The following is a 20,468-nucleotide window of genomic DNA, read 5'->3' on the forward strand; positions in this document are numbered from 1 at the left end:
GTGGGCGTCCGTCCACCGTTCAGTGGACATAAGCATGTCCGCATGGTCGTCCCTGAGGGTTGCGTTCCGGCCGACGCTCGTCGCATGACAGCACACGGGTACGACCTCGCCGTGGAGGTGCGGGGACTGCGCAAGCGGTACGGGGACGTGACCGCCGTCGACGGAATCGATCTGGGCATCCGTAAGGGCGAGGTGTTCGGCCTGCTCGGACCCAATGGCGCGGGCAAGAGCACCACGGTGGAGATCCTCCAGGGCAACCGGGACCGGGACGCGGGCGAGGTGTCGGTGCTCGGGGCGGACCCGGCGAGCGCCACGCGCGCGTGGCGCTCGCGCGTGGGAATCGTCTGGCAGGACGAATCGGCGCCCGCCGAGTTGACGGTCCGGGAGACGGTGCGGCACTTCGCCGGCTACTACCCGCGGCCGCGCGGCCCGGAGGAGGTCATCGGCCTGGTCGGTCTGGAGGCGAAGGCGGACAGCCGGATCAAGGCGCTGTCGGGTGGCCAGCGCCGGCGTCTGGACGTGGCGCTCGGCGTGATCGGCGGTCCGGACCTGCTGCTTCTGGACGAGCCGACGACCGGGTTCGATCCGGCGGCCCGGCGGCAGTTCTGGTCGCTGATCCGGGCTCTGGCCGACGAGGGCACGACCATCCTGCTGACCACGCACTACCTGGAGGAGGCGGAGGCCCTCGCGCACCGGCTGGCCGTCGTCGCGAAGGGCCGGATCGTCGCCGAGGGCGAGCCCGCGGCGTTACGGGAGCGGTTCGGCACCGAGGCGCTCGTCGAGTGGACGGAGCGGGACGGCACCCCGCGCAGGGAGCGGACGGGGACGCCGACCAGGACGATCGCCGGGCTCATGCAGCGCTTCGACGGTGAGATCCCGGGGCTGGCGGTGAGCCGGCCCACGCTGGAGGACGTCTACCTCCGGCTGACCGGACAGCGGCAGGAGGACGCGCGATGACCAGGACCGCCGTACGGGACCGCGGTGCGGTCGGCGCCGAGGGGCTGCCCGGTGCCTGGGGGCTGGGGCTGCGGCGGGGCGCCCTGGAGATCAGGCAGTTCTTCCGGCAGCGCGACCAGGTGGTGTTCACGTTCGCCTTCCCGGTCGTCTTCCTGTTCCTGTTCGCGTCGATCTTCCGGGACGACGTGGCGGGCGCGGGCATCATCGCCTCGCAGTTGTACGTCCCGGCGATGATGGCCGCCGGCATCATGTCGACGAGTTTCCAGGCGCTCGGCATCTCGATCGCCGTGGAGCGGGAGGAGAAGGTGCTGCGCCGCCTGCGTGGCACGCCGATGCCGCCGACGGCGTACTTCCTCGGCAAGATCTGGCTGGTTCTTTTCACCGGTCTGCTGGAGACGGTGATCCTGCTCCTCGTCGGCACGGCCGTGTACGACGTGAACCTGCCGTCCGACGCGGGCCGCTGGTTCGACCTGACGTGGATCTTCGTGCTCGGGATCACGGCGTGCGCCCTGCTCGGCATCGCGATCAGCTCGGTGCCGAGGTCCGCGAACAGCGCGAGTTCCGTGGTGGTGCTGCCCTTCCTGGTCCTGCAGTTCATGTCCGGGGTGTACATAGCGATCGGCACCATCCCGGACTGGATGCTGACCATCGGTGCGCTGTTCCCGCTGAAGTGGATGTGCCAGGGGCTGCGCGGGGTGTTCCTGCCGGAGTCGGCTCAGGTGCTGGAGCAGGCGGGGAGCTGGGAACTCGGGCGCGTGGCCCTGGTGCTCGCCGCATGGTGCGTCGGAGGATTGGTGCTGTGCCTGCTGACGTTCCGCTGGAAGGACCGGCGCGAGGGATGAGCGGTGCGACGGATGCCGGCAGCGCCTACACCTGGGAGCTCTCGTTCCGGCTCTGGGACACGTACTTCGCGCTCATCTGGCTGGCCACCCTGGTGTTCGTGCTCGGCGCGGGACGCCCGGGGTGGCCGGTCCGTGTCGTGGCGGCGGCGCTGCTCGTCCTGCTGATCCCGCTGTTCGTGGGGGTGGGGCGGCCGCTCCTGCGTCAGGACCCGTCCGACGAGCGACGGGCGCTCGTCTATCTCACCGCGGCGCTGGCGCTGTTCCTTCCGTCGGCGGTCCTCGTCGGGGAGACGCGGCTGATGACGTTCGCGCTCGTCCCGCAGTGCTTCATGACGCTGCGGATGCGCTGGGCGCTGGTGGCGGTGGCCGTCATCAACTTCGCCCCGGTGATCGGCTGGGCGCTGCTGTGGTGGCCCAGCGACGAGGACGTCTTCTTCAACGTGCTGTTCGCCGTGGTCACGTTCGTCTTCTCGGCGGCGGTGGGTGGCTGGGTCATCCGGATCATCGAGCAGAGCCAGGAACGGGCGGCGCTGATCACCGAGTTGGACGCCAGCCGCCACGAGGTCGCGCGGCTGTCGACGGCGCACGGTGCGCTGGCCGAGCGGGAGCGGCTGGCCCGGGAGATCCACGACACGCTCGCGCAGGGTTTCACCAGTCTGGTGATGCTGATCCAGGCGGTCGAGGCGGAGCTGGACCACGACCTGCCCGAGGCGCGGCGTCATCTGCGGCTGATGGACGAGACGGCCCGGCAGAACCTCGCAGAGGCCCGGGCCCTGGTCGCCGGGGGCGCGCCCGCCGACCTGGAGGGCGCCTCCCTTCCGGACGCGCTGGGCCGGCTCGCCGCGCGCCATGACGCGGTGCTGGAGGTGACCGGCCCGGTCCGCACACTGCCCGCCGGTCCCGAGGTGGTCGCCCTGCGCGCCTGCCAGGAGGCGCTGGCCAACGCCCGTAAGCACGCGGGGAGTTCCGTGGCGGTCGGTGTCTCGCTGGCGTACGCCGACGACACGCTGACCGTGTCCGTACGGGACGACGGGCCCGGCTTCGACCCGGCTGCCGTTCGCGGCGGTTACGGTCTGGCGGGGCTGCGGGCCCGGGCCGTCGAAGTGGGCGGAACCGCCGAGGTGCGCAGTGCCCCCGGCGACGGCACGGTCGTGACCGTCCGGCTGCCGGTCGTGAGGAGGGAGACGCCGTGATCCGGATCATCCTGGCCGACGACCATCCCGTCGTACACTGCGGGCGATGCTCAGTGCGGAGTCCGATCTGGAGGTCGTCGCCGACGCGTCCAGCGGGCCGCAGGCGGAGGCGCTGGCGGCTCGGTTGCGGCCCGACATCGTGCTGATGGATCTGCGGATGCCGGGCGGCGGGGGCGTGGACTCCATCGTGCGGATGACGCGGGCCGGGCTGCCGTGCCGGGTGGTCGTGCTGACGACGTACGAGACGGACCGGGACATCCTGCGGGCGGTGGAGGCCGGGGCGGCGGGTTATCTGCTGAAGGACCTGCCGCGTGCGGAACTCGCGGAGGCCGTGCGGGCGGCGGCGCGCGGCGAGACGGTTCTTGCCCCGTCCGTCGCGGCCCGGCTGGTGGACCAGCTGCGGACGAAGCCGGAGCGGCCGCGGCTGTCGGAACGCGAGACGGCGGTGCTGCGGCTGGTCGCGGAGGGCTGCACGAATGCCGAGATCGGGCGTCGGCTCTTCATCGGGGAGTCGACCGTGAAGACGTATCTGCTGCGCGTCTTCGGCAAGTTGGGGGTGGACGACCGGACGGCGGCGGTGACGAGCGCGATGCGGTACGGGCTGCTGGAGGAGTGACGAAGGCGCCGGGGTCTCCGGCGCCTTCGAACTCACGTCAGCCCAGTCGCGCTTCCAGCTCCGCCACGATCTCGTTCACGCCCACCGCCGTCTGCTCGCCCGACTCCATGTCCTTGAGCTGGACGACGCCCTCGGCGAGGTCGCGTTCGCCGACGACGATCGTGTAGCGGGCGCCGCTGCGGTTGGCGTTCTTCATCGCGCCCTTGAGGCCCTTGCCGCCGTAGGAGAAGTCGGCCGCGATGCCGTTCTTGCGCAGCTCCGTGACCTTGGCGAACAGGACCCGGCGGGCCTCCTCGCCGAGCGGGACGGCGAACACGCTGGTGGTGACGGGGAGTTCGAGCTCGACGCCCTCCGCCTCCAGCGCGAGGACCGTGCGGTCGACGCCGAGGGCCCAGCCGACGGACGGCAGCGCGGGGCCGCCGATCATCTCGGACAGGCCGTCGTAGCGCCCGCCGCCACCGACGGCGGACTGGGAGCCCAGGCCGTCGTGGACGAACTCGAACGTCGTGCGGGTGTAGTAGTCCAGGCCACGCACCAGCTTCGGGTCGTCCTCGAAGGCGACGCCGGCCGCCGTGATCAGCTCGCGCACCTCCTCGTGGTACGCCTTGCAGGCGTCGCAGAGGTAGTCGCGCAGCAGCGGGGCGTCCCCCAGCTGCTTCTGGACCGACTCACGCTTGTCGTCCAGGACGCGCAGCGGGTTGATCTCCGCCCGGCCCAGAGTGTCCTCGTCCAGGTCCAGGCCGCGCAGGAAGTCCTGCAGCGCCGTCCGGTACACCGGGCGGCACTCCTTGTCGCCCAGGCTGTTGAGCAGGATCCGGAAGTTACTGAGGCCCAGGGAGCGGTACGCCTGGTCGGCCAGGATGATCAGCTCGGCGTCCAGCGCCGGGTCCTCGGCACCGATCGCCTCGGCACCGACCTGGGAGAAGTGGCGGTAGCGGCCCTTCTGGGGGCGCTCGTAGCGGTAGTACGAGCCGGAGTACCAGAGCTTGACCGGGAGGTTGCCCGCCTTGTGCAGGTTGGCCTCCAGCGCGGCACGCAGGACGGAGGCCGTTCCCTCGGGGCGCAGGGCCAGCCTGTCGCCGCCCTTCGTCTCGAAGGCGTACATCTCCTTGGTCACGATGTCCGTGGACTCGCCGACGCCGCGCGCGAAGAGTTCGACGTTCTCGAAGCCCGGTGTCTCGATGTAGCCGTAGCCGGAGTTGCGCAGCGGTGCGGCGATCGCCTCGCGGACCGCGAGGTACTTCGCGGAGTCCGGCGGGATCAGGTCGTACGTGCCCTTGGGGGCCTTGAAGGTGCTCACGGAAGGTCTCGTCACATTCCTCGTCGGGGAGCCTCGGCAGCTCCCTGGCCGGCCGCCACCTGCCGCAGGTACGGGTTGGTGGCGCGCTCCTGGCCGATGGTCGTCTGGGGGCCGTGGCCGGACAGCACCACGGTCGAGTCGTCGAGCGGCAGGCACACGCGGGCCAGCGAGTCGAGCATCTCGGCCATGTCACCGCCGGGCAGGTCGGTGCGTCCGATGGAGCCGGCGAACAGCAGGTCGCCCGAGAACAGGATCGGCGGGATGTCCGCCGCCTCGGGCATGCCGAAGGTCACCGACCCCTTGGTATGGCCCGGCGCGTGCGCGACAGACAGCTCCAGGCCCGCCAGCTCCAGCTTCGCACCGTCGGCCAGCTCCTTGACGTCGTCGGGCTCCCCCACGGTCAGCTCGCCCAGGAGCGGCATCCCGATGGAACGGCCGATTCCCTTCTCCGGGTCGCTCATCATGTACCGGTCGTCGGGGTGGATCCAGGCCGGCACGTCGTGCGCGCCGCACACCGGGACGACCGAGGCCACATGGTCGATGTGGCCGTGCGTGAGGACGACCGCGACGGGCTTGAGGCGATGCTTTCTGATCGTTTCCTCGACACCGTCGGCGGCCTGATGGCCGGGGTCGATGATCACGCACTCCTCACCGGCGGCGGGGGCGACGAGGTAGCAGTTCGTCCCCCAGGCCCCGGCGGGGAACCCGGCAATGAGCACGATCGTCCTTCGTTGTGTCGATACGGGCAGCTGCGGCTGCTGTCAGAGCCTACCGGCGCTGCCGATTCCTCAGCGAACCCATATACGGTACGGGGCACACGCAGGCGGTCGGCGCACAGGCCCCACGCGTACCGGTCGACGTATCAGACGCATGAGGAGAGAACCCGGTGGTCAGCCAGGAACAGCGGCGGCGTCAGCTCGCCCGTGAGAAGTACTTGCGGCAGCAGCAGCGACGCACTGACGCACGGCGCAAGGCCCGTATCCGCAACTCCGTGATCGCCTCGGTTGTGGGCGTGGTCGTGGTGCTCTCCGTGTCGGTCTATCTGACCAAGCCGTTCGAGGACGACGGCAAGAAGGAGAACGCGGGAGCGGAGGTCACCCCGAGCGCCTCGCCCAGCAAGGCCCCGGATCCGTGTGAGAAGCCCGCCGCTGGCAAGGTCAAGTCGGAGACCTGGAAGAAGGAACCGGCGATGACGATCGACGAGTCGGCGAAGTACACGATGAAGCTGGACACGACCTGCGGCGAAATAGACATCGCGCTGAAGGCGTCGGCGGCCCCGCACACCGTCAACTCGTTCAACTTCCTCGCCGGCAAGGGCTACTTCGACCACAGCAAGTGCCACCGGCTCACCAGCCAGAACATCTACGTCCTCCAGTGCGGCGACCCGCAGGGCACCGGCATGGGCGGCCCCGGCTACACGATCCCGGACGAGAATCTGAAGGACAAGAGCCTCAAGGGCGGGGTGTATCCGGCGGGCACGGTCGCGATGGCGAACCAGTACAACGCCCAGACGAAGCAGGGCCGCAACAGCGGCGGCAGCCAGTTCTTCCTCGTCTACCAGGACAGTCAGCTGCCGCCCGACTACACACCGTTCGGAACGGTGTCCGAGGCGGGCATGAAGGTCCTCAAGAAAATCGCCGACGCCGGAGCCGAGGCCCCGGACCCTCAGACGGGCAACACGGCACCCAACGCGACGGTCGTGATCAACAAGGCCACGGTCACCAAATCCTGACCCTCAACTGCGTAATTTCGGTCGCGCGGGATGCGGACAGGCCCCCCGCCGGTCGCCTATGTTGGCCGTGACGAAACTGTGGACGATGCCCGGGGGAGCTTCAGGCCCCTCGCAGGCATCATGTGGAGGAGGCGCTGTGAGCAGCGACCCGTGGGGCCGCGTCGACGAGACGGGGACCGTGTACGTGCGTACGGCCGACGGCGAGCAGGTCGTCGGTTCCTGGCAGGCAGGCTCCCCCGAGGAGGCGCTGGCCTATTTCGAGCGCAAGTACGAGGGCCTGGTTGTCGAGATCGGCCTCCTCGAGAAGCGAGTGAAGACCACCGACCTGTCGGCGAAGGACGCCCAGGCCGCCATCGACCACATCCGGGAGCAGGTCGACGCGCACCACGCGGTGGGCGACCTGGACGCCCTGCGGGTCCGGCTGGACAAGCTCACCGAGTTGGTGGAGGCGCGCCGCGAGGAGCGCAAGGCGCAGCGGGCGAAGCAGTCCGACGAGGCGCGCAAGGCCAAGGAGGCGCTGGTCGCCGAGGCGGAGGAGCTGTCGCAGTCCGACCAGTGGCGGGCGGCCGGTGAGCGGCTGCGGGCCCTGGTGGACACCTGGAAGGGTCTGCCGCGTCTGGACCGCAAGTCCGACGACGAGCTGTGGCACCGGTTCTCGCACGCGCGGTCGGCGTTCTCCAAGCGGCGCAAGCAGCACTTCGCGCAGCTGGACGCCCAGCGCGAGGATGCGCGACGGATCAAGGAGCGGCTGGTCGCCGAGGCCGAGGCGCTGTCGAACTCGACGGACTGGGGTGCGACGGCCGCGCGCTACCGCGAGCTGATGGCCGAGTGGAAGGCCGCCGGTCGCGCCCAGCGCGAACACGAGGACGACCTGTGGAACCGCTTCCGCGGCGCCCAGGACGTCTTCTTCGCCGCGCGCAGCTCGGTCTTCGCCGAGCGGGACGCCGAGCAGGCGGAGAACCTGAAGCTCAAGGAGGAGCTGGCCGAGGAGGCCGAGAAGCTCCTGCCGATCACGGATCTGAAGGCCTCCCGGGCCGCGTTCCGTTCGATCAACGAGCGCTGGGAGGCCATCGGTCATGTGCCGCGCGACGCCCGGCCCAAGGTCGAGGGCCGTATGCACGCCGTCGAGCGGGCCCTCCAGGAGGCGGAGGAGGCCGAGTGGCGCCGGACGAACCCGGAGGCACGCGCGCGTGCCGAGGGTCTGACCGGTCAGCTCCAGGCCGCCGTGGACAAGCTGAGGGGGCAGATCGAGCAGGCCCGGGCGCAGGGCAACAACGCCAAGGCCGACAAGCTCGAGCGTGAGCTCGAGGGCCGCCAGGCGCTGCTGGACCAGGCGCTGAAGGGTCTCCAGGAGTTCGGAGGCTGATCAACCGGCTGAAAGGGGGGCTCCCGTACACGTCGTACGGGAGCCCCCTTTCGCGTGTGGCGCTACGGATTGTTACGACCTGCTGCGCGCCGACGTCACCCGGTACACGTCGTAGACGCCCTCCACGCCGCGGACCGCCTTCAGCACATGGCCGAGATGCTTCGGGTCGCCCATCTCGAAGGTGAAGCGGGAGGTGGCGACGCGGTCGCGAGAGGTCTGGACAGCCGCGGAGAGGATGTTGACGTGCTGGTCGGACAGCACGCGGGTGACGTCCGACAGGAGCCGGGAGCGGTCCAGGGCCTCGACCTGGATGGCGACCAGGAAGACCGAGGACTGGGTGGGCGCCCACTCGACTTCGAGGATGCGCTCGGGCTCGCGGGACAGCGAGTCGACGTTGACGCAGTCGGTGCGGTGAACCGATACGCCGCTGCCGCGCGTGACGAAGCCCATGATGGGATCGCCGGGGACGGGCGTACAGCAGCGGGCCAGCTTGACCCACACGTCCTCGACGCCCTTGACGACGACGCCCGGGTCGGCGCTGGAGCGGCGCTTGCGGCTGCGGCCGCGGGCCGGCGGGATCGACTCGTCGATCTCCTCGGTGGCGGCCTCCTCACCGCCGAGGGCCTGGACGAGCTTCTGCACGATGTTCTGCGCGGAGACATGGCCCTCGCCGATCGCCGCGTACAGCGCGGAGATGTCCGCGTAGCGCATCTCGTGCGCGAGGGTCACCAGGGAGTCGCCGGTCAGGATCCGCTGGATCGGCAGGTTCTGCTTGCGCATCGCGCGGACGATGGCGTCCTTGCCCTGCTCGATCGCCTCGTCGCGGCGTTCCTTGGAGAACCAGGCCCGGATCTTGTTGCGGGCGCGCGGTGACTTGACGAAGCCGAGCCAGTCGCGGGAGGGGCCGGCGCCGGGTGCCTTGGAGGTGAAGACCTCGACCAGGTCGCCGTTGTCGAGGGTGGATTCCAGCGGGACCAGCCGGCCGTTGACCCGGGCGCCTATCGTGCGGTGGCCGACCTCGGTGTGGACCGCGTAGGCGAAGTCCACCGGAGTGGCACCGGCGGGGAGCGCTATGACGTCGCCCTTGGGGGTGAAGACGAAGACCTCGTTGCGGGACAGGTCGAAGCGCAGCGACTCCAGGAACTCGCCGGGGTCCTCGGTCTCCTTCTGCCAGTCGAGGAGCTGCCGCAGCCACGCCATGTCGTTGATGGCGTCCTTGTCCTTGCCGGAGGACCTGGGCGCGTCGGTGCGCACCTTGGAGGCGCCGGCGACGGCCTCCTGCTTGTACTTCCAGTGCGCGGCGATGCCGTACTCGGCGCGGCGGTGCATGTCGAACGTGCGGATCTGGAGCTCGACCGGTTTGCCGCCGGGGCCGATGACCGTCGTGTGCAGCGACTGGTACATGTTGAACTTGGGCATCGCGATGTAGTCCTTGAACCGGCCGGGGACCGGGTTCCATCGCGCGTGCACCGTGCCGAGGGCCGCGTAGCAGTCGCGGACGGTGTCCACGAGGACGCGGATGCCCACCAGGTCGTAGATCTCCGCGAAGTCACGGCCGCGGACGATCATCTTCTGGTAGACGCTGTAGTAGTGCTTCGGGCGGCCGGTGACCGTCGCCTTGATGCGGGCCGCCCGCAGGTCCTGCTGGACCTCGTCGGTGACGATGGCGAGGTACTCGTCGCGCTTCGGGGCGCGCTCGGCGACCAGGCGGACGATCTCGTCGTACATCTTGGGGTAGAGGATCGCGAAGGCGAGGTCCTCCAGCTCCCACTTGATGGTGTTCATGCCCAGGCGGTGGGCGAGCGGCGCGTAGATCTCCAGGGTCTCGCGCGCCTTCTTCTCCTGCTTCTCGCGCTTGAGGTAGCGCATGGTGCGCATGTTGTGCAGGCGGTCGGCGAGCTTGATGACCAGGACGCGCGGGTCCTTGGCCATGGCGACGACCATCTTGCGCACGGTCTCGGCCTGCGCCGCCTCGCCGAACTTGACCTTGTCCAGTTTGGTGACGCCGTCGACGAGCAGGGTGACGACGTCGCCGAAGTCGCGGCGCAGGTCGTCCAGGCCGTACTCGGTGTCCTCGACCGTGTCGTGCAGCAGGCCGGCCATCAGGGTGGCCGGATCCATGCCCAGCTCGGCGAGGATGGTCGTCACGGCGAGGGGGTGCGTGATGTACGGGTCGCCGCTCTTGCGCTTCTGGCCGCGGTGCCAGCGCTCGGCGACCTGGTAGGCGCGCTCGATCTGGCGGAGCGTCGACGTCTCGATCTTGGGGTCGTTGCTGCGCACTATCCGCAGCAGCGGCTCCAGCACCGGGTTGTACGGGTTCGCGCGCTGCACGCCGAGCCGGGCCAGACGGGCGCGGACGCGGTTGGAGGAGCCGCTGCGGGCCGGCTGACCGGAGGCCTGCCGCACCGGCGGGGCAGGCTTGGGGCGCGACTGCTCGGCGGGCTTGTCGACGGGCGCCGACTGGGCGTGCTCGACCGGCCCGCGGGTGTCGTTCGTCGCGTGGGGCGCGTTCGGCGCGGGCTTCGCCGCCGCTGCCGAGGCGGACTCGGGCTTGGCGGCGGTCAGGTGCTGGGCCTCGTCTGGCAAGAGGGCTCCTCGTGCGCGATCCGGGTCCCCCGGTCAGGCTCCGGAGACCCCATGGTAGCCATCCTGGGCCCCAGGATCGCCTTCAGGCCAATGTGAGGACCGTCTACCCGAGAAACGCGAGAGGCGGGCGCCGGATTCCTCCGGGCCCGCCTCCGCGGTGTCGTGCCGGTGTTCACCGGGCTGCTGTGGGCTTTCTAGACCGTGAGCAGCGCCTCCAGCGGGGCACCGTTCAGAGCCGGTTCCAGGCGGGCGCGGCCGCTCAGGAAGCCGAGCTCCATGAGGACGGCGAGACCCGCGACCTCGGCGCCGGCCCGGCGGATGAGCTGGATCGAGGCCTCGGCGGTGCCGCCGGTGGCGAGGACGTCGTCGACGACCAGGACGCGGTCGTCGGCGGTCAGGTCCTCGGCGTGCACCTCGATCTCCGCCGAGCCGTACTCCAGGTCGTAGGCCTGGGCGAGGGTGGCTCCGGGGAGCTTGCCCGCCTTGCGTACGGGGATGAAGCCGAGGCCGGCGCGAACGGCGACCGGGGCGCCGAGGATGAAGCCCCGGGCCTCCAGGCCGACGATCTTGGTGGCACCGGTGCGCTCGGCGATCTCGGCGAGGGCGTCGGTGAGCGCGGTGAATGCCGCCGGGTCCGCCAGGAGCGGGGTGATGTCCTTGAACATCACGCCCGGCTCCGGGTAGTCCGCCACGTCCCTGATGCGGCTGAGCAGCAGCTCCCTGATGTCGGTCATCGGCGCTTCCCCGAGGGACGGCCACGGCCACGAGTGCGGGACGCGGGCTGGTTGCGCGGGCCGACGACCGCGGGTGCGGCGTCCTCGGGCTCGCCGTCGTAGGACTCGTCCTCGCCGTGGACCTCGGTGTCGCCCTTGGCGGCGGACTGGGCCCGCTTGGCGAGGACGCGCTTCCTCAGGGCCTTCATCTGCGGCTCGCGCTCCTTGAGGTCGGCGACGAGCGGCGTGGCGATGAAGATCGAGGAGTACGCACCGGCGGCCAGGCCGACGAACAGCGACAGCGAGATGTCGTTCAGCATGCCGGCGCCGAGGACACCGCCACCGATGAACAGCAGGCCCGCCACCGGCAGCAGCGCGACCACCGTGGTGTTGACCGAGCGGACCAGGGTGCTGTTGATCGAGCGGTTGGCGATGTCGCTGTAGGTCCAGCGGGTCTGTTTGGTGATGTCCTTCGTCTGTTCCTTGAGGCTGTCGAAGACCACGACCGTGTCGTAGAGCGAGTAGCCGAGGATGGTCAGCAGACCGATCACCGTGCCCGGTGTGACCTCGAAGCCGACGAGGGCGTAGATGCCGACCGTGATGGTGATGTCGTGGATCAGTGCGACGAACGCGGCGAGCGCCATGCGCCACTCGAAGGCGATCGCCAGGTAGATCACCACGAGGACCAGGAAGATTCCCAGGCCCTGCCAGGCCTTGTTCGCGATCTGCTCGCCCCAGCTGGGGCCGACCAGTTCGGCGTTGATCTGCTCCGAGTCGACCTTGAGGTCGTCGGCGAGCGTGTTCTTGATCTTGTTCGCCGCGTCGGTGTCGATGCCGGCGACCTGGATGCGCAGGCTGCCGTCACCCAGCTTCTGGACGATCGCGTCGTGGCCGGAGGCCTGTTCCGCGTACTCCTCCGCCTGCGACACCGAAGCGCTGGTGTTCTTCGGGGTGTTGAAGACGGCGCCACCCTCGAACTCGATGCCCATGTTCAGGCCGCGGACCGCCAGGCCGACGATGGCCGTGATGGTGATCAGGATGGACAGGCCGTACCAGATCTTGCGGTTCTTGACGAAGTCGTAGCCGACCTCGCCACGGTGCAGCCGGGCGCCGAGGTTGCCGAGTTTCGACATCTCAGGCCTCCTTGGGGTCGACGGGGACGGCGGGACGGCGGGTACGGCGCAGCGGTGGCTGCGCGCCCAGGCTCTTCGGGTCGAGGCCGGACCACTTGTGGCCGTTCGCGAAGAACGGGCGGCGGGCCATCAGCGTCAGCAGCGGCTTGGTGAAGAGGAACACGACGACCACGTCCAGCAGGGTGGTCAGGCCGAGCGTGAACGCGAAGCCCTGGACCTTGCCGACGGTGACGATGAAGAGCACCGCGGCGGCGAGGAACGACACGAAGTCGGAGACCAGGATGGTGCGCCGGGCACGCGGCCAGGCCCGCTCGACGGCGGGGCGCAGCGAGCGGCCCTCCCGGATCTCGTCGCGGACGCGTTCGAAGTACACGATGAACGAGTCCGCGGTGATGCCGATCGCGACGATGGCACCGCACACGGCCGGCAGGTTCAGCGCAAAGCCGATGGTCGGGCCGAGCAGGGCCATGAGCGTGTACGTGAGCGCGGCGGACACCAGCAGCGAGAGGATCGCGATGAACGACAGGCCGCGGTAGTAGGCCAGCAGATAGATGACGACCAGCGCGAGACCGATCGCGCCTGCGATCAGGCCGGCGTTCAGCTGGTCACCGCCCAGCGCGGCGGTCACCGTCGTCATGCTGTCCACCTTGAAGGTCAGCGGCAGCGCACCGTACGACAGCATGTTGGAGAGGTCCTGGGCGGACTGCTGGGTGAAGTTGCCGGAGATCTCGGCGTTGCCGCCGGTCAGCGCCTGCTTCACGTACGGGTCGGAGACAACGTCACCGTCGAGAACGATCGCGAACTGGTTCTGCGGCGACTGGTTCTGCGCCAGCTTGCCGGTGATGTCCGCGAACTTCTTGGCGCCGCCGTCCGTGAAGTCCATCGTGACCGTCCAGCCCGCACCGGTCTGGGTGTTGAGGACGGCCTGGGCCTTGTCGACGTCCGTGCCGTCGACCTCGGCGGGGCCGAGGATGTACTTCTGCCACTGGCCCTGCGAGTTCTGGCCGCAGGCCAGCGTCGGGGCGGAGGCCTTGACGCCGTCGCCCACGGTGGAGCGGGTCTTCTCGTTGGTGCAGTCGAGCTTGGCGTACTGCTCCTGCAGCTTGCTCGCGTCGTCACCGGCCGTGCCGCCGGTCGCGGACGGGGAGGGGCTGGCCTTCCCCTTGTCCGAGGCGCTCGCGGACGGCGTCGCGTCGGCCTTCAGCGCGTCGGTGACCGCGCGGCCCTGCGTGCTGGGAGAGGCGGACGGGGACGCGGATCCCTTGTCGGTGGCCTCCGGCTTGTCGGTGGCCTTGCCGGACGGCTGGCCCGAGGGGCTGCCCGTGGGGCTCGGTGACGGGGCCGTGCCGCCGCCGGAGACCTCGGTGGCGATGACCGGGCGGAAGTAGAGCTTCGCGGTGGTGCCGACCTGCTTGCGGGCCTGCTCGGAGTTCGTGCCCTTGGGGATGTTGACGACGATGTTGTCGCGACCCTGCGTCTGGACCTCGGACTCCGAGACGCCCAGACCGTTGACACGGCGCTCCATGATGGAGACGGCCGTGTCCATGTTGGTCTTGTTGATCGCCTCCTCGTTGCCGGCCTCGGGCACTGCGCGGAGCGTGATGCTCGTACCGCCGGCCAGGTCGATGCCGAGACGCGGGGTGGTGTGCCCCGAGGCGAACATCCCACCGGTGAGCGCCGCGATGGCGATCAGGATCAGGGCCAGCGAGCGCCCCGGCTTGCTCTGGGCGCTCGCGCTCCGGCCCTTTTTAGGTGTGGCCACCTTCTCGTACTCCCTCTCGGGCCGCCTCGCTCCGGATCGGCGGACGGGCGGCCATCACATGGTGTCGGGACTCCGTAGCGAGCCGGTCGTGTCCCGGGGTGCGCGGGCCGTCGGGTCGGGCCCGCGCACCCCGGGACGCGACTACTTCGCCTCGGAGTCGCCGTCGGTCTTCTTCGGCTCTTCGTCCGTCTTCGCCTCGCCGGCCGGGGCGTCGTCGGCCGGCTCGTCGGCCGCGTCCTTCTTGCCGAGGTCGACGGCCTTGTCGTCAGCGGTGGCGTCGGCGGCGGAGTCACCGGTCTCGGTGAGGGAGGAGGCGTCGTCCGGGACGATGTCGGCGTCGGACTTCAGGTCGTGCTCGACGCCGTGGACGATGCGGTTGTACTCGTCGTCGGTGAGGACGGCGCCGATGGCGTTCTTGGCGAAGAGGAGCTCGACGCCCGGTCCGGCGTCGACGAGGACGGTGTCCTCGTTCACCTCCTTGACCGTGGCGTACATGCCCCCGATGGTGCGGACACCGCTGCCGGGCTGCATTTGGTTCCGCATCTCCACGGCCTGCTGCTGCTTCTTCTTGGCCGACCGGGTCATCAGGAACATGGCCCCGATGAGCACGATGAACGGGAGGAGGGTCAGGAGACTCACGGGTCGGTACTTCCTTCACACGACCGCGCTGTGAGCGGCCAGATGGTTGGGGGTGTGTACACCGCCGACAAAGGCGGCATCGGCGGAGTCTAAGCGAGTCCGCGCGCATGGAACAACGCTCAGCATGGCACCGGGGTTCCTGCTCCGGCCACTGGCCTCGCCGTCGCGGAGCCGTGACGGCGCCGTCACGCCCCGAACAGGTCCTGTTGTCCGTTTCCGGCGGTCTGGGAGCGGGGCGGGGTGAGGCCGAGATGCGCCCATGCGGCGGGAGTGGCGACCCGGCCGCGCGGGGTGCGGGCCAGGAGTCCCTCCCGTACCAGGAAGGGCTCGGCGACCTCCTCCACGGTCTCACGCTCCTCCCCCACCGCGACCGCGAGCGTGGACAGGCCGACGGGGCCGCCGCCGAACAGCTTGAGCAGGGCTTCCAGCACGGCCCGGTCGAGGCGGTCGAGGCCGCGGGCGTCCACCTCGTAGACGGCGAGGGCGGCCTCGGCGATGTCCTTGGTGATCAGTCCGTCGGCCTTGACCTGCGCGTAGTCCCGGACGCGGCGCAGCAGACGGTTGGCGATGCGGGGCGTGCCGCGGGAGCGGCCGGCGATCTCGGCGGCGCCGTCCGGCTCGATCTCGACCTCGAGGAGGTCCGCGGAGCGGTGGATGACCCGTTCCAGCTCGGCCGGTTCGTAGAACTCCATGTGGGCGGTGAAGCCGAAGCGGTCGCGCAGCGGGGGCGGCAGCAGGCCGGCGCGGGTGGTGGCGCCGACCAGGGTGAAGGGGGGCAGCTCCAGCGGGATGGCGGTGGCGCCCGGGCCCTTGCCGACGATGACGTCGACGCGGAAGTCCTCCATCGCCATGTACAGCATCTCCTCGGCGGGCCGGGACATGCGGTGGATCTCGTCGAGGAAGAGGACCTCGCCCTCCTGCAGGGAGGACAGGATCGCGGCGAGGTCGCCGGCGTGCTGGATGGCGGGGCCCGATGTGATGCGGATGGGGGCGCCCATCTCGGCCGCGATGATCATCGACAGCGTGGTCTTGCCGAGGCCGGGGGCGCCGGAGAGCAGCACGTGGTCGGCGGTGGCGCCACGCGCGCGTGCGGCGCGCAGGACGAGGTCGAGCTGCTCGCGGACCTTCTCCTGGCCGATGAACTCGCCCAGGTCCTTGGGTCGCAGGGCGGCCTCCACGGCCTGGTCCTCGCGGTCGGCGGACGCACCGACGAGCCGCTCGGCGGCATCGGCGTCGGTCGTGTCGTCCCAGTTCATGTGATGTGCCTCGGAGGTGTGGGGGTCAGCGGGCGCGGTTCAGAGTCTGGAGGGCGGCCTTCAGCAGCTGTCCCACCTGGGGCGTGCCCTCGGCGGCCTCGGCCTGCGGAGCGACGGCGCTCACGGCCTCGTCGGCATCCCGGGTCGCGTAGCCGAGGCCGATCAGGGCGGCGTGCAGCTGGTCGCGCCAGCCCGCGCTGACGGCCGTGCCGACGGCGGGTGCGCCGACCGGCGCGCCGAGCCGGTCCTTCAGCTCCAGGAGCAGCTTCTGGGCGCCCTTCTTGCCGATGCCGGGGACCGCGGTGAGGGCCTTCTCGTCGCCGGTGGCGACGGCCCGGCGCAGGGCGTCGGGGCTGTGCACGGCGAGCATGGCCTGGGCCAGCCGGGGACCGACACCGCTGGCCGTCTGGAGCAGCTCGAAGACCTGCCGCTCGTCGTCGTCCGCGAAGCCGTACAGGGTGAGGGAGTCCTCCCGTACGACGAGGGACGTGTGCAGCTTGGCGGGCCGGCCCATACGGAGTGTGGACAGCGTGTTCGGCGTGCACTGGACGGCCATGCCGACGCCGCCGACCTCGACGACCGCGGCGTCGGGGGCGAGCGCGGCGACGGTGCCGCTGACGAAGGCGATCATGCCGTACGGCCTTTCGATGTGTGCAGGGCGACGGCCTGCTGGAGTCGGTTCTGCGCGGGGGCGCGCCAGATGTGGCAGATGGCGAGGGCGAGGGCGTCGGCCGCGTCGGCGGGCTTGGGCGGTGCGCCGAGCCGGAGCAGGCGGGTGACCATCGCGCCCACCTGGGCCTTGTCGGCCCGGCCGCTGCCGGTGACGGCGGCCTTGACCTCGCTCGGGGTGTGCAGCGCCACGGGGATGCCGCGACGGGAGGCGCACAGCACGGCGACGGCGCTGGCCTGGGCGGTGCCCATCACCGTGCGGACGTTGTGCTGGCTGAAGACGCGCTCGACGGCGACGTATTCCGGCCGGTGTTCGTCCAGCCACTGTTCGATGCCCTGCTCGATGGCGACCAGGCGGTGGCCGAGGTCGGCGTCGGCCGGCGTACGGACGACGCCGACGCCGATCATGGTGAGCGGCCGTCCGGCGACGCCCTCGACCACGCCGACACCGCACCGGGTCAGTCCCGGGTCCACCCCCAGTACGCGCACGCGCGCCCTCCCTTTCATCGCCTGTTTGTGCAGGCTATCGGGTGCCACCGACAACGCGACGGGCCGACGGGTGTGTCCCGTCGGCCCGTTGGTCCTGCAAAGCCCGCGGCGGCGTTACGCGCCGACCTTCTCCATGACCTCGTCGCTGACGTCGAAGTTGGCGAAGACGTTCTGCACGTCGTCGCTGTCCTCGAGCGCGTCGATCAGCTTGAAGATCTTCTTGGCGCCCTCCTCGTCCAGCTCGACCTGCATGGTCGGGACGAAGTTGGCGTCGGCGGAGTCGTAGTCGATGCCCGCGTCCTGGAGGGCGGTGCGGACCGCGACCAGGTCGGTGGCCTCGCTGATGACCTCGAAGGTCTCGCCGAGGTCGTTGACCTCCTCGGCGCCCGCGTCGAGCACGGCGCCCAGCACGTCGTCCTCGGTCAGCTCGCCCTTGGGGACGATCACGACGCCCTTGCGGTTGAACAGGTACGACACCGAGCCGGGGTCGGCCATGGAGCCGCCGTTGCGGGTCATGGCGACGCGGACCTCGGAGGCGGCGCGGTTGCGGTTGTCGGTGAGGCACTCGATGAGCACCGCGACACCGTTCGGGCCGTAGCCCTCGTACATGATCGTCTCGTAGTCGGCGCCGCCGGCCTCCAGGCCCGCGCCGCGCTTGACCGCGGAGTCGATGTTCTTGTTGGGGACCGACGACTTCTTCGCCTTCTGGATGGCGTCGTAGAGCGTCGGGTTGCCTTCGGGGTCGGCGCCGCCCATCCGGGCCGCCACCTCGATGTTCTTGATCAGCTTCGCGAAGAGCTTGCCGCGCTTGGCATCGATGACGGCCTTCTTGTGCTTCGTCGTGGCCCATTTAGAGTGGCCGGACATCTGCCTGTCTCCTTCGCGTAACCCATCTCAGCAACGAACGCAGGAATCCTACAAGGACTCGGCCGTCCGGTTGGCGCGCACCATGTCGACGAACAGGGCGTGCACGCGGTGGTCGCCGGTCAGTTCCGGGTGGAACGACGTGGCCAGAGCGTTGTCCTGGCGGACCGCGACGATGTGGCCGTCGTGCTCTGCGAGCACCTCGGCCCCGGCGCCGACGGACTCGACCCAGGGGGCGCGGATGAAGACGCCCTCCACCGGGTCGCCCTCGACGCCCTTGACGTCGACGGCCGCCTCGAAGGACTCGTTCTGCCGGCCGAAGGCGTTGCGGCGCACGATCATGTCGATGCCGCCGACGGTCTCCTGGCCCGAGCGCGGGTCGAGGATCTTGTCGGCGAGCATGATCATGCCGGCGCAGGTGCCGTAGACGGGCATGCCGTCCCGCACGCGTGCGCGGAGCGGATCCATCACGCCGAACAGGACGGCCAGCTTGGAGATGGTGGTGGACTCGCCGCCGGGGATGACGAGGCCGTCCACCTCGGCGAGTTCTTCGGGGCGCCGCACCGGCCTGGCCACGGCATCGGCCGCGGCCAGGGCGACGAGGTGCTCCCGTACGTCGCCCTGGAGGGCCAGGACGCCGATCACAGGTGCTTCGGTCATGGGTGTTACCAGCCGCGGTTGGCGTAGCGCTCGGTCTCGGGGAGGGTGTCGCAGTTGATGCCGACCATGGCCTCGCCGAGGTTGCGGGACGCGTCGGCGATGATCTTCGGGTCGTCGTAGAAGGTGGTGGCCTTCACGATGGCGGCGGCGCGCTTGGCCGGGTCGCCGGACTTGAAGATGCCGGAGCCGACGAAGACGCCCTCGGCACCGAGCTGGCGCATCAGCGCGGCGTCGGCCGGGGTGGCCACACCGCCCGCGGAGAACAGCACGACGGGCAGCTTGCCGAGCTCGGAGACCTCCTTGACGAGCTCGTAGGGGGCGCGCAGCTCCTTGGCGGCGGCGTACAGCTCGTTGTTGTCGAAGCCGCGCAGCTTGGCGATCTCGTTCTTGATCTGGCGCAGGTGGCGGACGGCCTCGACGACGTTGCCGGTGCCGGCCTCGCCCTTGGAGCGGATCATCGCGGCGCCCTCGGCGATGCGGCGCAGGGCCTCGCCCAGGTTGGTGGCGCCACAGACGAACGGCGTGGTGAAGGCCCACTTGTCGGAGTGGTTGACCTCGTCGGCCGGGGTGAGGACCTCGGACTCGTCGATGTAGTCGACGCCGAGGGACTGCAGCACCTGGGCCTCGACGAAGTGGCCGATGCGGGACTTGGCCATGACCGGGATCGAGACGGCGTCGATGATGCCCTCGATCATGTCCGGGTCGGACATGCGGGCCACGCCGCCGTCCTTGCGGATGTCGGCCGGGACCCGCTCCAGGGCCATGACGGCGACGGCGCCCGCGTCCTCGGCGATCTTCGCCTGCTCCGGGGTGACGACGTCCATGATGACGCCGCCCTTGAGCTGCTCGGCCATACCGCGCTTCACACGGGCGGTGCCAGTCTCGGGGGCCTGGTTTTCGGAGAGGGACACGGGTGACCTCGCTGCTGGGAAAGAGGGGTTTTGTGCAGCACCGAGGAAACGTGAGGGGACCAGGCCACAGCAAGGGCCAATGGGAAGCCGGTGGATCGTTTTCCGTCCCCATACGCATGCCGAGGGCCCCGCCGAACGTGGTGGTTCGGCGGGACCTTCCGCCCGGAGACCGTCGCGGGCACGGACCGAGCGGGTGTCAGAGCGGACGAGCGGGAGAGAACAGGGTCAGGCCTGCCCCGACCTCCTCGCTCCTCAACTCCGGAAACGACTTCAGGAGCTTCTCCTTGAGCGGGTCGCGCATAAGCACCCGGTCCGCGATGGCCGGCAGCCTTTCCCCGTCGTAGAGCACGGCCGAGTCCCAGTCGTCAGGGTCACCGTAACCCCGCCGGTCGACGATCACGGCGCGGGTCGGCGTCGGAAGCCCCGTCGCCGCTGCGACGACGGCCGCCTCGACCGCGTCGGCCTGCTGCAGTGTGAGGCCGTCCAGCCAGAGTGTCTGGATCTCGCACCCGAGCGGTTCGTACGCGTACGCGTCGATGACGTTGATGTCGGCGGAGAACCACCATTCCATCGTGATGGACGCAATGCGCAGGCCCAGAAGACGGCCCAGCTCCTGAGGGCGCATGAGGACCTGTTCCCCTTCGATGTCGAGCACCACGGCCGCACCTCTGACCGGGTGCACGAGCCTCATGCCGTGTGCCTCGAACATCTCCACCTGTTCGGCGAAGACCGACGTGGCCCCCGACTCCCGGTACCACCGGATGAATCCGTCAGCCACGG

At 70.1% G+C, this 20,468-nt stretch carries 19 protein-coding genes and 1 pseudogene; 6 read left to right on the forward strand and 14 right to left on the reverse strand.

The genetic code is table 11. The annotated features are described in order from the left end of the window. Positions 1-84: 84 nt before the first annotated feature. The 4 genes and pseudogenes from PV963_RS08380 to PV963_RS08395 all read left to right on the forward strand — a co-directional run bounded on the left by PV963_RS08380 (position 85) and on the right by PV963_RS08395 (position 3,608). Positions 85-957: an ABC transporter ATP-binding protein gene (locus PV963_RS08380; protein WP_274815013.1), complete on the forward strand. Its 873-nt coding sequence runs from the start codon at positions 85-87 to the stop codon at positions 955-957. Beyond that, a complete protein-coding gene (locus tag PV963_RS08385) occupies positions 954-1,799 on the forward strand; it encodes an ABC transporter permease (protein ID WP_274815014.1) in 846 nt (281 codons plus the stop codon). The genes PV963_RS08380 and PV963_RS08385 overlap by 4 nt, the downstream gene beginning before the upstream one ends. Next, complete coding sequence (locus PV963_RS08390; protein ID WP_274815015.1) at positions 1,796-2,992, forward strand: sensor histidine kinase; 1,197 nt, start codon at positions 1,796-1,798, stop codon at positions 2,990-2,992. Before PV963_RS08385 ends, PV963_RS08390 begins: the two co-directional genes overlap by 4 nt. After that, positions 2,989-3,608, forward strand: a pseudogene (locus PV963_RS08395) (response regulator). The gene PV963_RS08390 and the pseudogene PV963_RS08395 overlap by 4 nt, the downstream one beginning before the upstream one ends. 37 nt (positions 3,609-3,645) lie before the next feature. On the opposite strand, the gene hisS reads toward PV963_RS08395, so the two are convergent. Both hisS and PV963_RS08405 read right to left on the reverse strand, forming a co-directional pair. Next, entirely contained in the window at positions 3,646-4,908 is a 1,263-nt protein-coding gene (gene hisS, locus PV963_RS08400; protein WP_274815016.1) for a histidine--tRNA ligase, read from the reverse strand. An 11-nt stretch (positions 4,909-4,919) separates the two neighbouring features. After that, entirely contained in the window at positions 4,920-5,627 is a 708-nt protein-coding gene (locus PV963_RS08405) for an MBL fold metallo-hydrolase (protein WP_274815017.1), read from the reverse strand. Between the two features lie 167 nt (positions 5,628-5,794). On the opposite strand from PV963_RS08405, the gene PV963_RS08410 reads away from it, so the two are divergent. Beyond that, complete coding sequence (locus PV963_RS08410; protein ID WP_274815018.1) at positions 5,795-6,640, forward strand: peptidylprolyl isomerase; 846 nt, start codon at positions 5,795-5,797, stop codon at positions 6,638-6,640. Between the two features lie 136 nt (positions 6,641-6,776). After that, the gene (locus tag PV963_RS08415; RefSeq protein WP_274815019.1) at positions 6,777-8,006 is read left to right on the forward strand and encodes a DUF349 domain-containing protein; all 1,230 of its coding nucleotides are present in this window, start codon (positions 6,777-6,779) and stop codon (positions 8,004-8,006) included. Positions 8,007-8,078: 72 nt separating this feature from the next. Here the strand turns inward: PV963_RS08415 and relA are convergent, their stop codons facing one another. From relA to PV963_RS08475, 12 genes are all read right to left on the reverse strand, one after another. Then, complete coding sequence (relA, locus tag PV963_RS08420) at positions 8,079-10,592, reverse strand: GTP pyrophosphokinase (RefSeq protein WP_274815020.1); 2,514 nt, start codon at positions 10,590-10,592, stop codon at positions 8,079-8,081. Positions 10,593-10,786: 194 nt separating this feature from the next. Then, positions 10,787-11,326, reverse strand: a complete 540-nt coding sequence (locus tag PV963_RS08425; protein WP_274815021.1) for an adenine phosphoribosyltransferase — start codon at positions 11,324-11,326, stop codon at positions 10,787-10,789. After that, positions 11,323-12,438, reverse strand: a complete 1,116-nt coding sequence (gene secF / locus PV963_RS08430; RefSeq protein ID WP_274815022.1) for a protein translocase subunit SecF — start codon at positions 12,436-12,438, stop codon at positions 11,323-11,325. The genes PV963_RS08425 and secF overlap by 4 nt, the downstream gene beginning before the upstream one ends. Before the next feature lies 1 nt (position 12,439). Next, entirely contained in the window at positions 12,440-14,200 is a 1,761-nt protein-coding gene (gene secD / locus PV963_RS08435; protein WP_274815023.1) for a protein translocase subunit SecD, read from the reverse strand. A gap of 141 nt (positions 14,201-14,341) precedes the next feature. After that, positions 14,342-14,839: a preprotein translocase subunit YajC gene (yajC, locus tag PV963_RS08440; protein ID WP_184981735.1), complete on the reverse strand. Its 498-nt coding sequence runs from the start codon at positions 14,837-14,839 to the stop codon at positions 14,342-14,344. A gap of 185 nt (positions 14,840-15,024) precedes the next feature. Continuing rightward, positions 15,025-16,095 (reverse strand): Holliday junction branch migration DNA helicase RuvB, encoded by a 1,071-nt coding sequence (ruvB, locus tag PV963_RS08445; protein WP_274815024.1) that lies wholly within the window; start codon positions 16,093-16,095, stop codon positions 15,025-15,027. Between the two features lie 25 nt (positions 16,096-16,120). Further along, complete coding sequence (gene ruvA / locus PV963_RS08450) at positions 16,121-16,726, reverse strand: Holliday junction branch migration protein RuvA (protein ID WP_274815025.1); 606 nt, start codon at positions 16,724-16,726, stop codon at positions 16,121-16,123. Continuing rightward, positions 16,723-17,253: a crossover junction endodeoxyribonuclease RuvC gene (gene ruvC, locus PV963_RS08455; RefSeq protein ID WP_274815026.1), complete on the reverse strand. Its 531-nt coding sequence runs from the start codon at positions 17,251-17,253 to the stop codon at positions 16,723-16,725. The genes ruvA and ruvC overlap by 4 nt, the downstream gene beginning before the upstream one ends. Before the next feature lie 114 nt (positions 17,254-17,367). After that, a complete protein-coding gene (locus tag PV963_RS08460) occupies positions 17,368-18,120 on the reverse strand; it encodes a YebC/PmpR family DNA-binding transcriptional regulator (protein ID WP_086600414.1) in 753 nt (250 codons plus the stop codon). A 48-nt stretch (positions 18,121-18,168) separates the two neighbouring features. Next, on the reverse strand, positions 18,169-18,777 hold the full coding sequence (gene pdxT, locus PV963_RS08465; RefSeq protein ID WP_274815027.1) for a pyridoxal 5'-phosphate synthase glutaminase subunit PdxT: 609 nt from the start codon (positions 18,775-18,777) through the stop codon (positions 18,169-18,171). A gap of 5 nt (positions 18,778-18,782) precedes the next feature. Continuing rightward, positions 18,783-19,688: a pyridoxal 5'-phosphate synthase lyase subunit PdxS gene (pdxS, locus tag PV963_RS08470; protein ID WP_274815028.1), complete on the reverse strand. Its 906-nt coding sequence runs from the start codon at positions 19,686-19,688 to the stop codon at positions 18,783-18,785. A gap of 196 nt (positions 19,689-19,884) precedes the next feature. Beyond that, positions 19,885-20,466, reverse strand: coding sequence for a hypothetical protein (locus PV963_RS08475; protein WP_274815029.1), 582 nt, complete (start codon positions 20,464-20,466; stop codon positions 19,885-19,887). Between the last annotated feature and the right edge of the window lie 2 nt (positions 20,467-20,468).

This window comes from Streptomyces coeruleorubidus (assembly GCF_028885415.1).
GTDB classification, from domain to species: Bacteria; Actinomycetota; Actinomycetes; order Streptomycetales; family Streptomycetaceae; genus Streptomyces; species Streptomyces coeruleorubidus_A.

What these genes read in the sequence shown, in the direction of transcription:
- PV963_RS08380 (WP_274815013.1), top strand. Translation starts at nt 85, where the DNA reads ATGACAGCACACGGGTACGACCTCGCCGTGGAGGTGCGGGGACTGCGC.
- PV963_RS08385 (WP_274815014.1), top strand. Translation starts at nt 954, where the DNA reads ATGACCAGGACCGCCGTACGGGACCGCGGTGCGGTCGGCGCCGAGGGG.
- PV963_RS08390 (WP_274815015.1), top strand. Translation starts at nt 1,796, where the DNA reads ATGAGCGGTGCGACGGATGCCGGCAGCGCCTACACCTGGGAGCTCTCG.
- PV963_RS08425 (WP_274815021.1), bottom strand. Translation starts at nt 11,326, where the DNA reads ATGACCGACATCAGGGAGCTGCTGCTCAGCCGCATCAGGGACGTGGCG.
- secF (WP_274815022.1), bottom strand. Translation starts at nt 12,438, where the DNA reads ATGTCGAAACTCGGCAACCTCGGCGCCCGGCTGCACCGTGGCGAGGTC.
- ruvB (WP_274815024.1), bottom strand. Translation starts at nt 16,095, where the DNA reads ATGAACTGGGACGACACGACCGACGCCGATGCCGCCGAGCGGCTCGTC.
- ruvA (WP_274815025.1), bottom strand. Translation starts at nt 16,726, where the DNA reads ATGATCGCCTTCGTCAGCGGCACCGTCGCCGCGCTCGCCCCCGACGCC.
- PV963_RS08460 (WP_086600414.1), bottom strand. Translation starts at nt 18,120, where the DNA reads ATGTCCGGCCACTCTAAATGGGCCACGACGAAGCACAAGAAGGCCGTC.
- pdxT (WP_274815027.1), bottom strand. Translation starts at nt 18,777, where the DNA reads ATGACCGAAGCACCTGTGATCGGCGTCCTGGCCCTCCAGGGCGACGTA.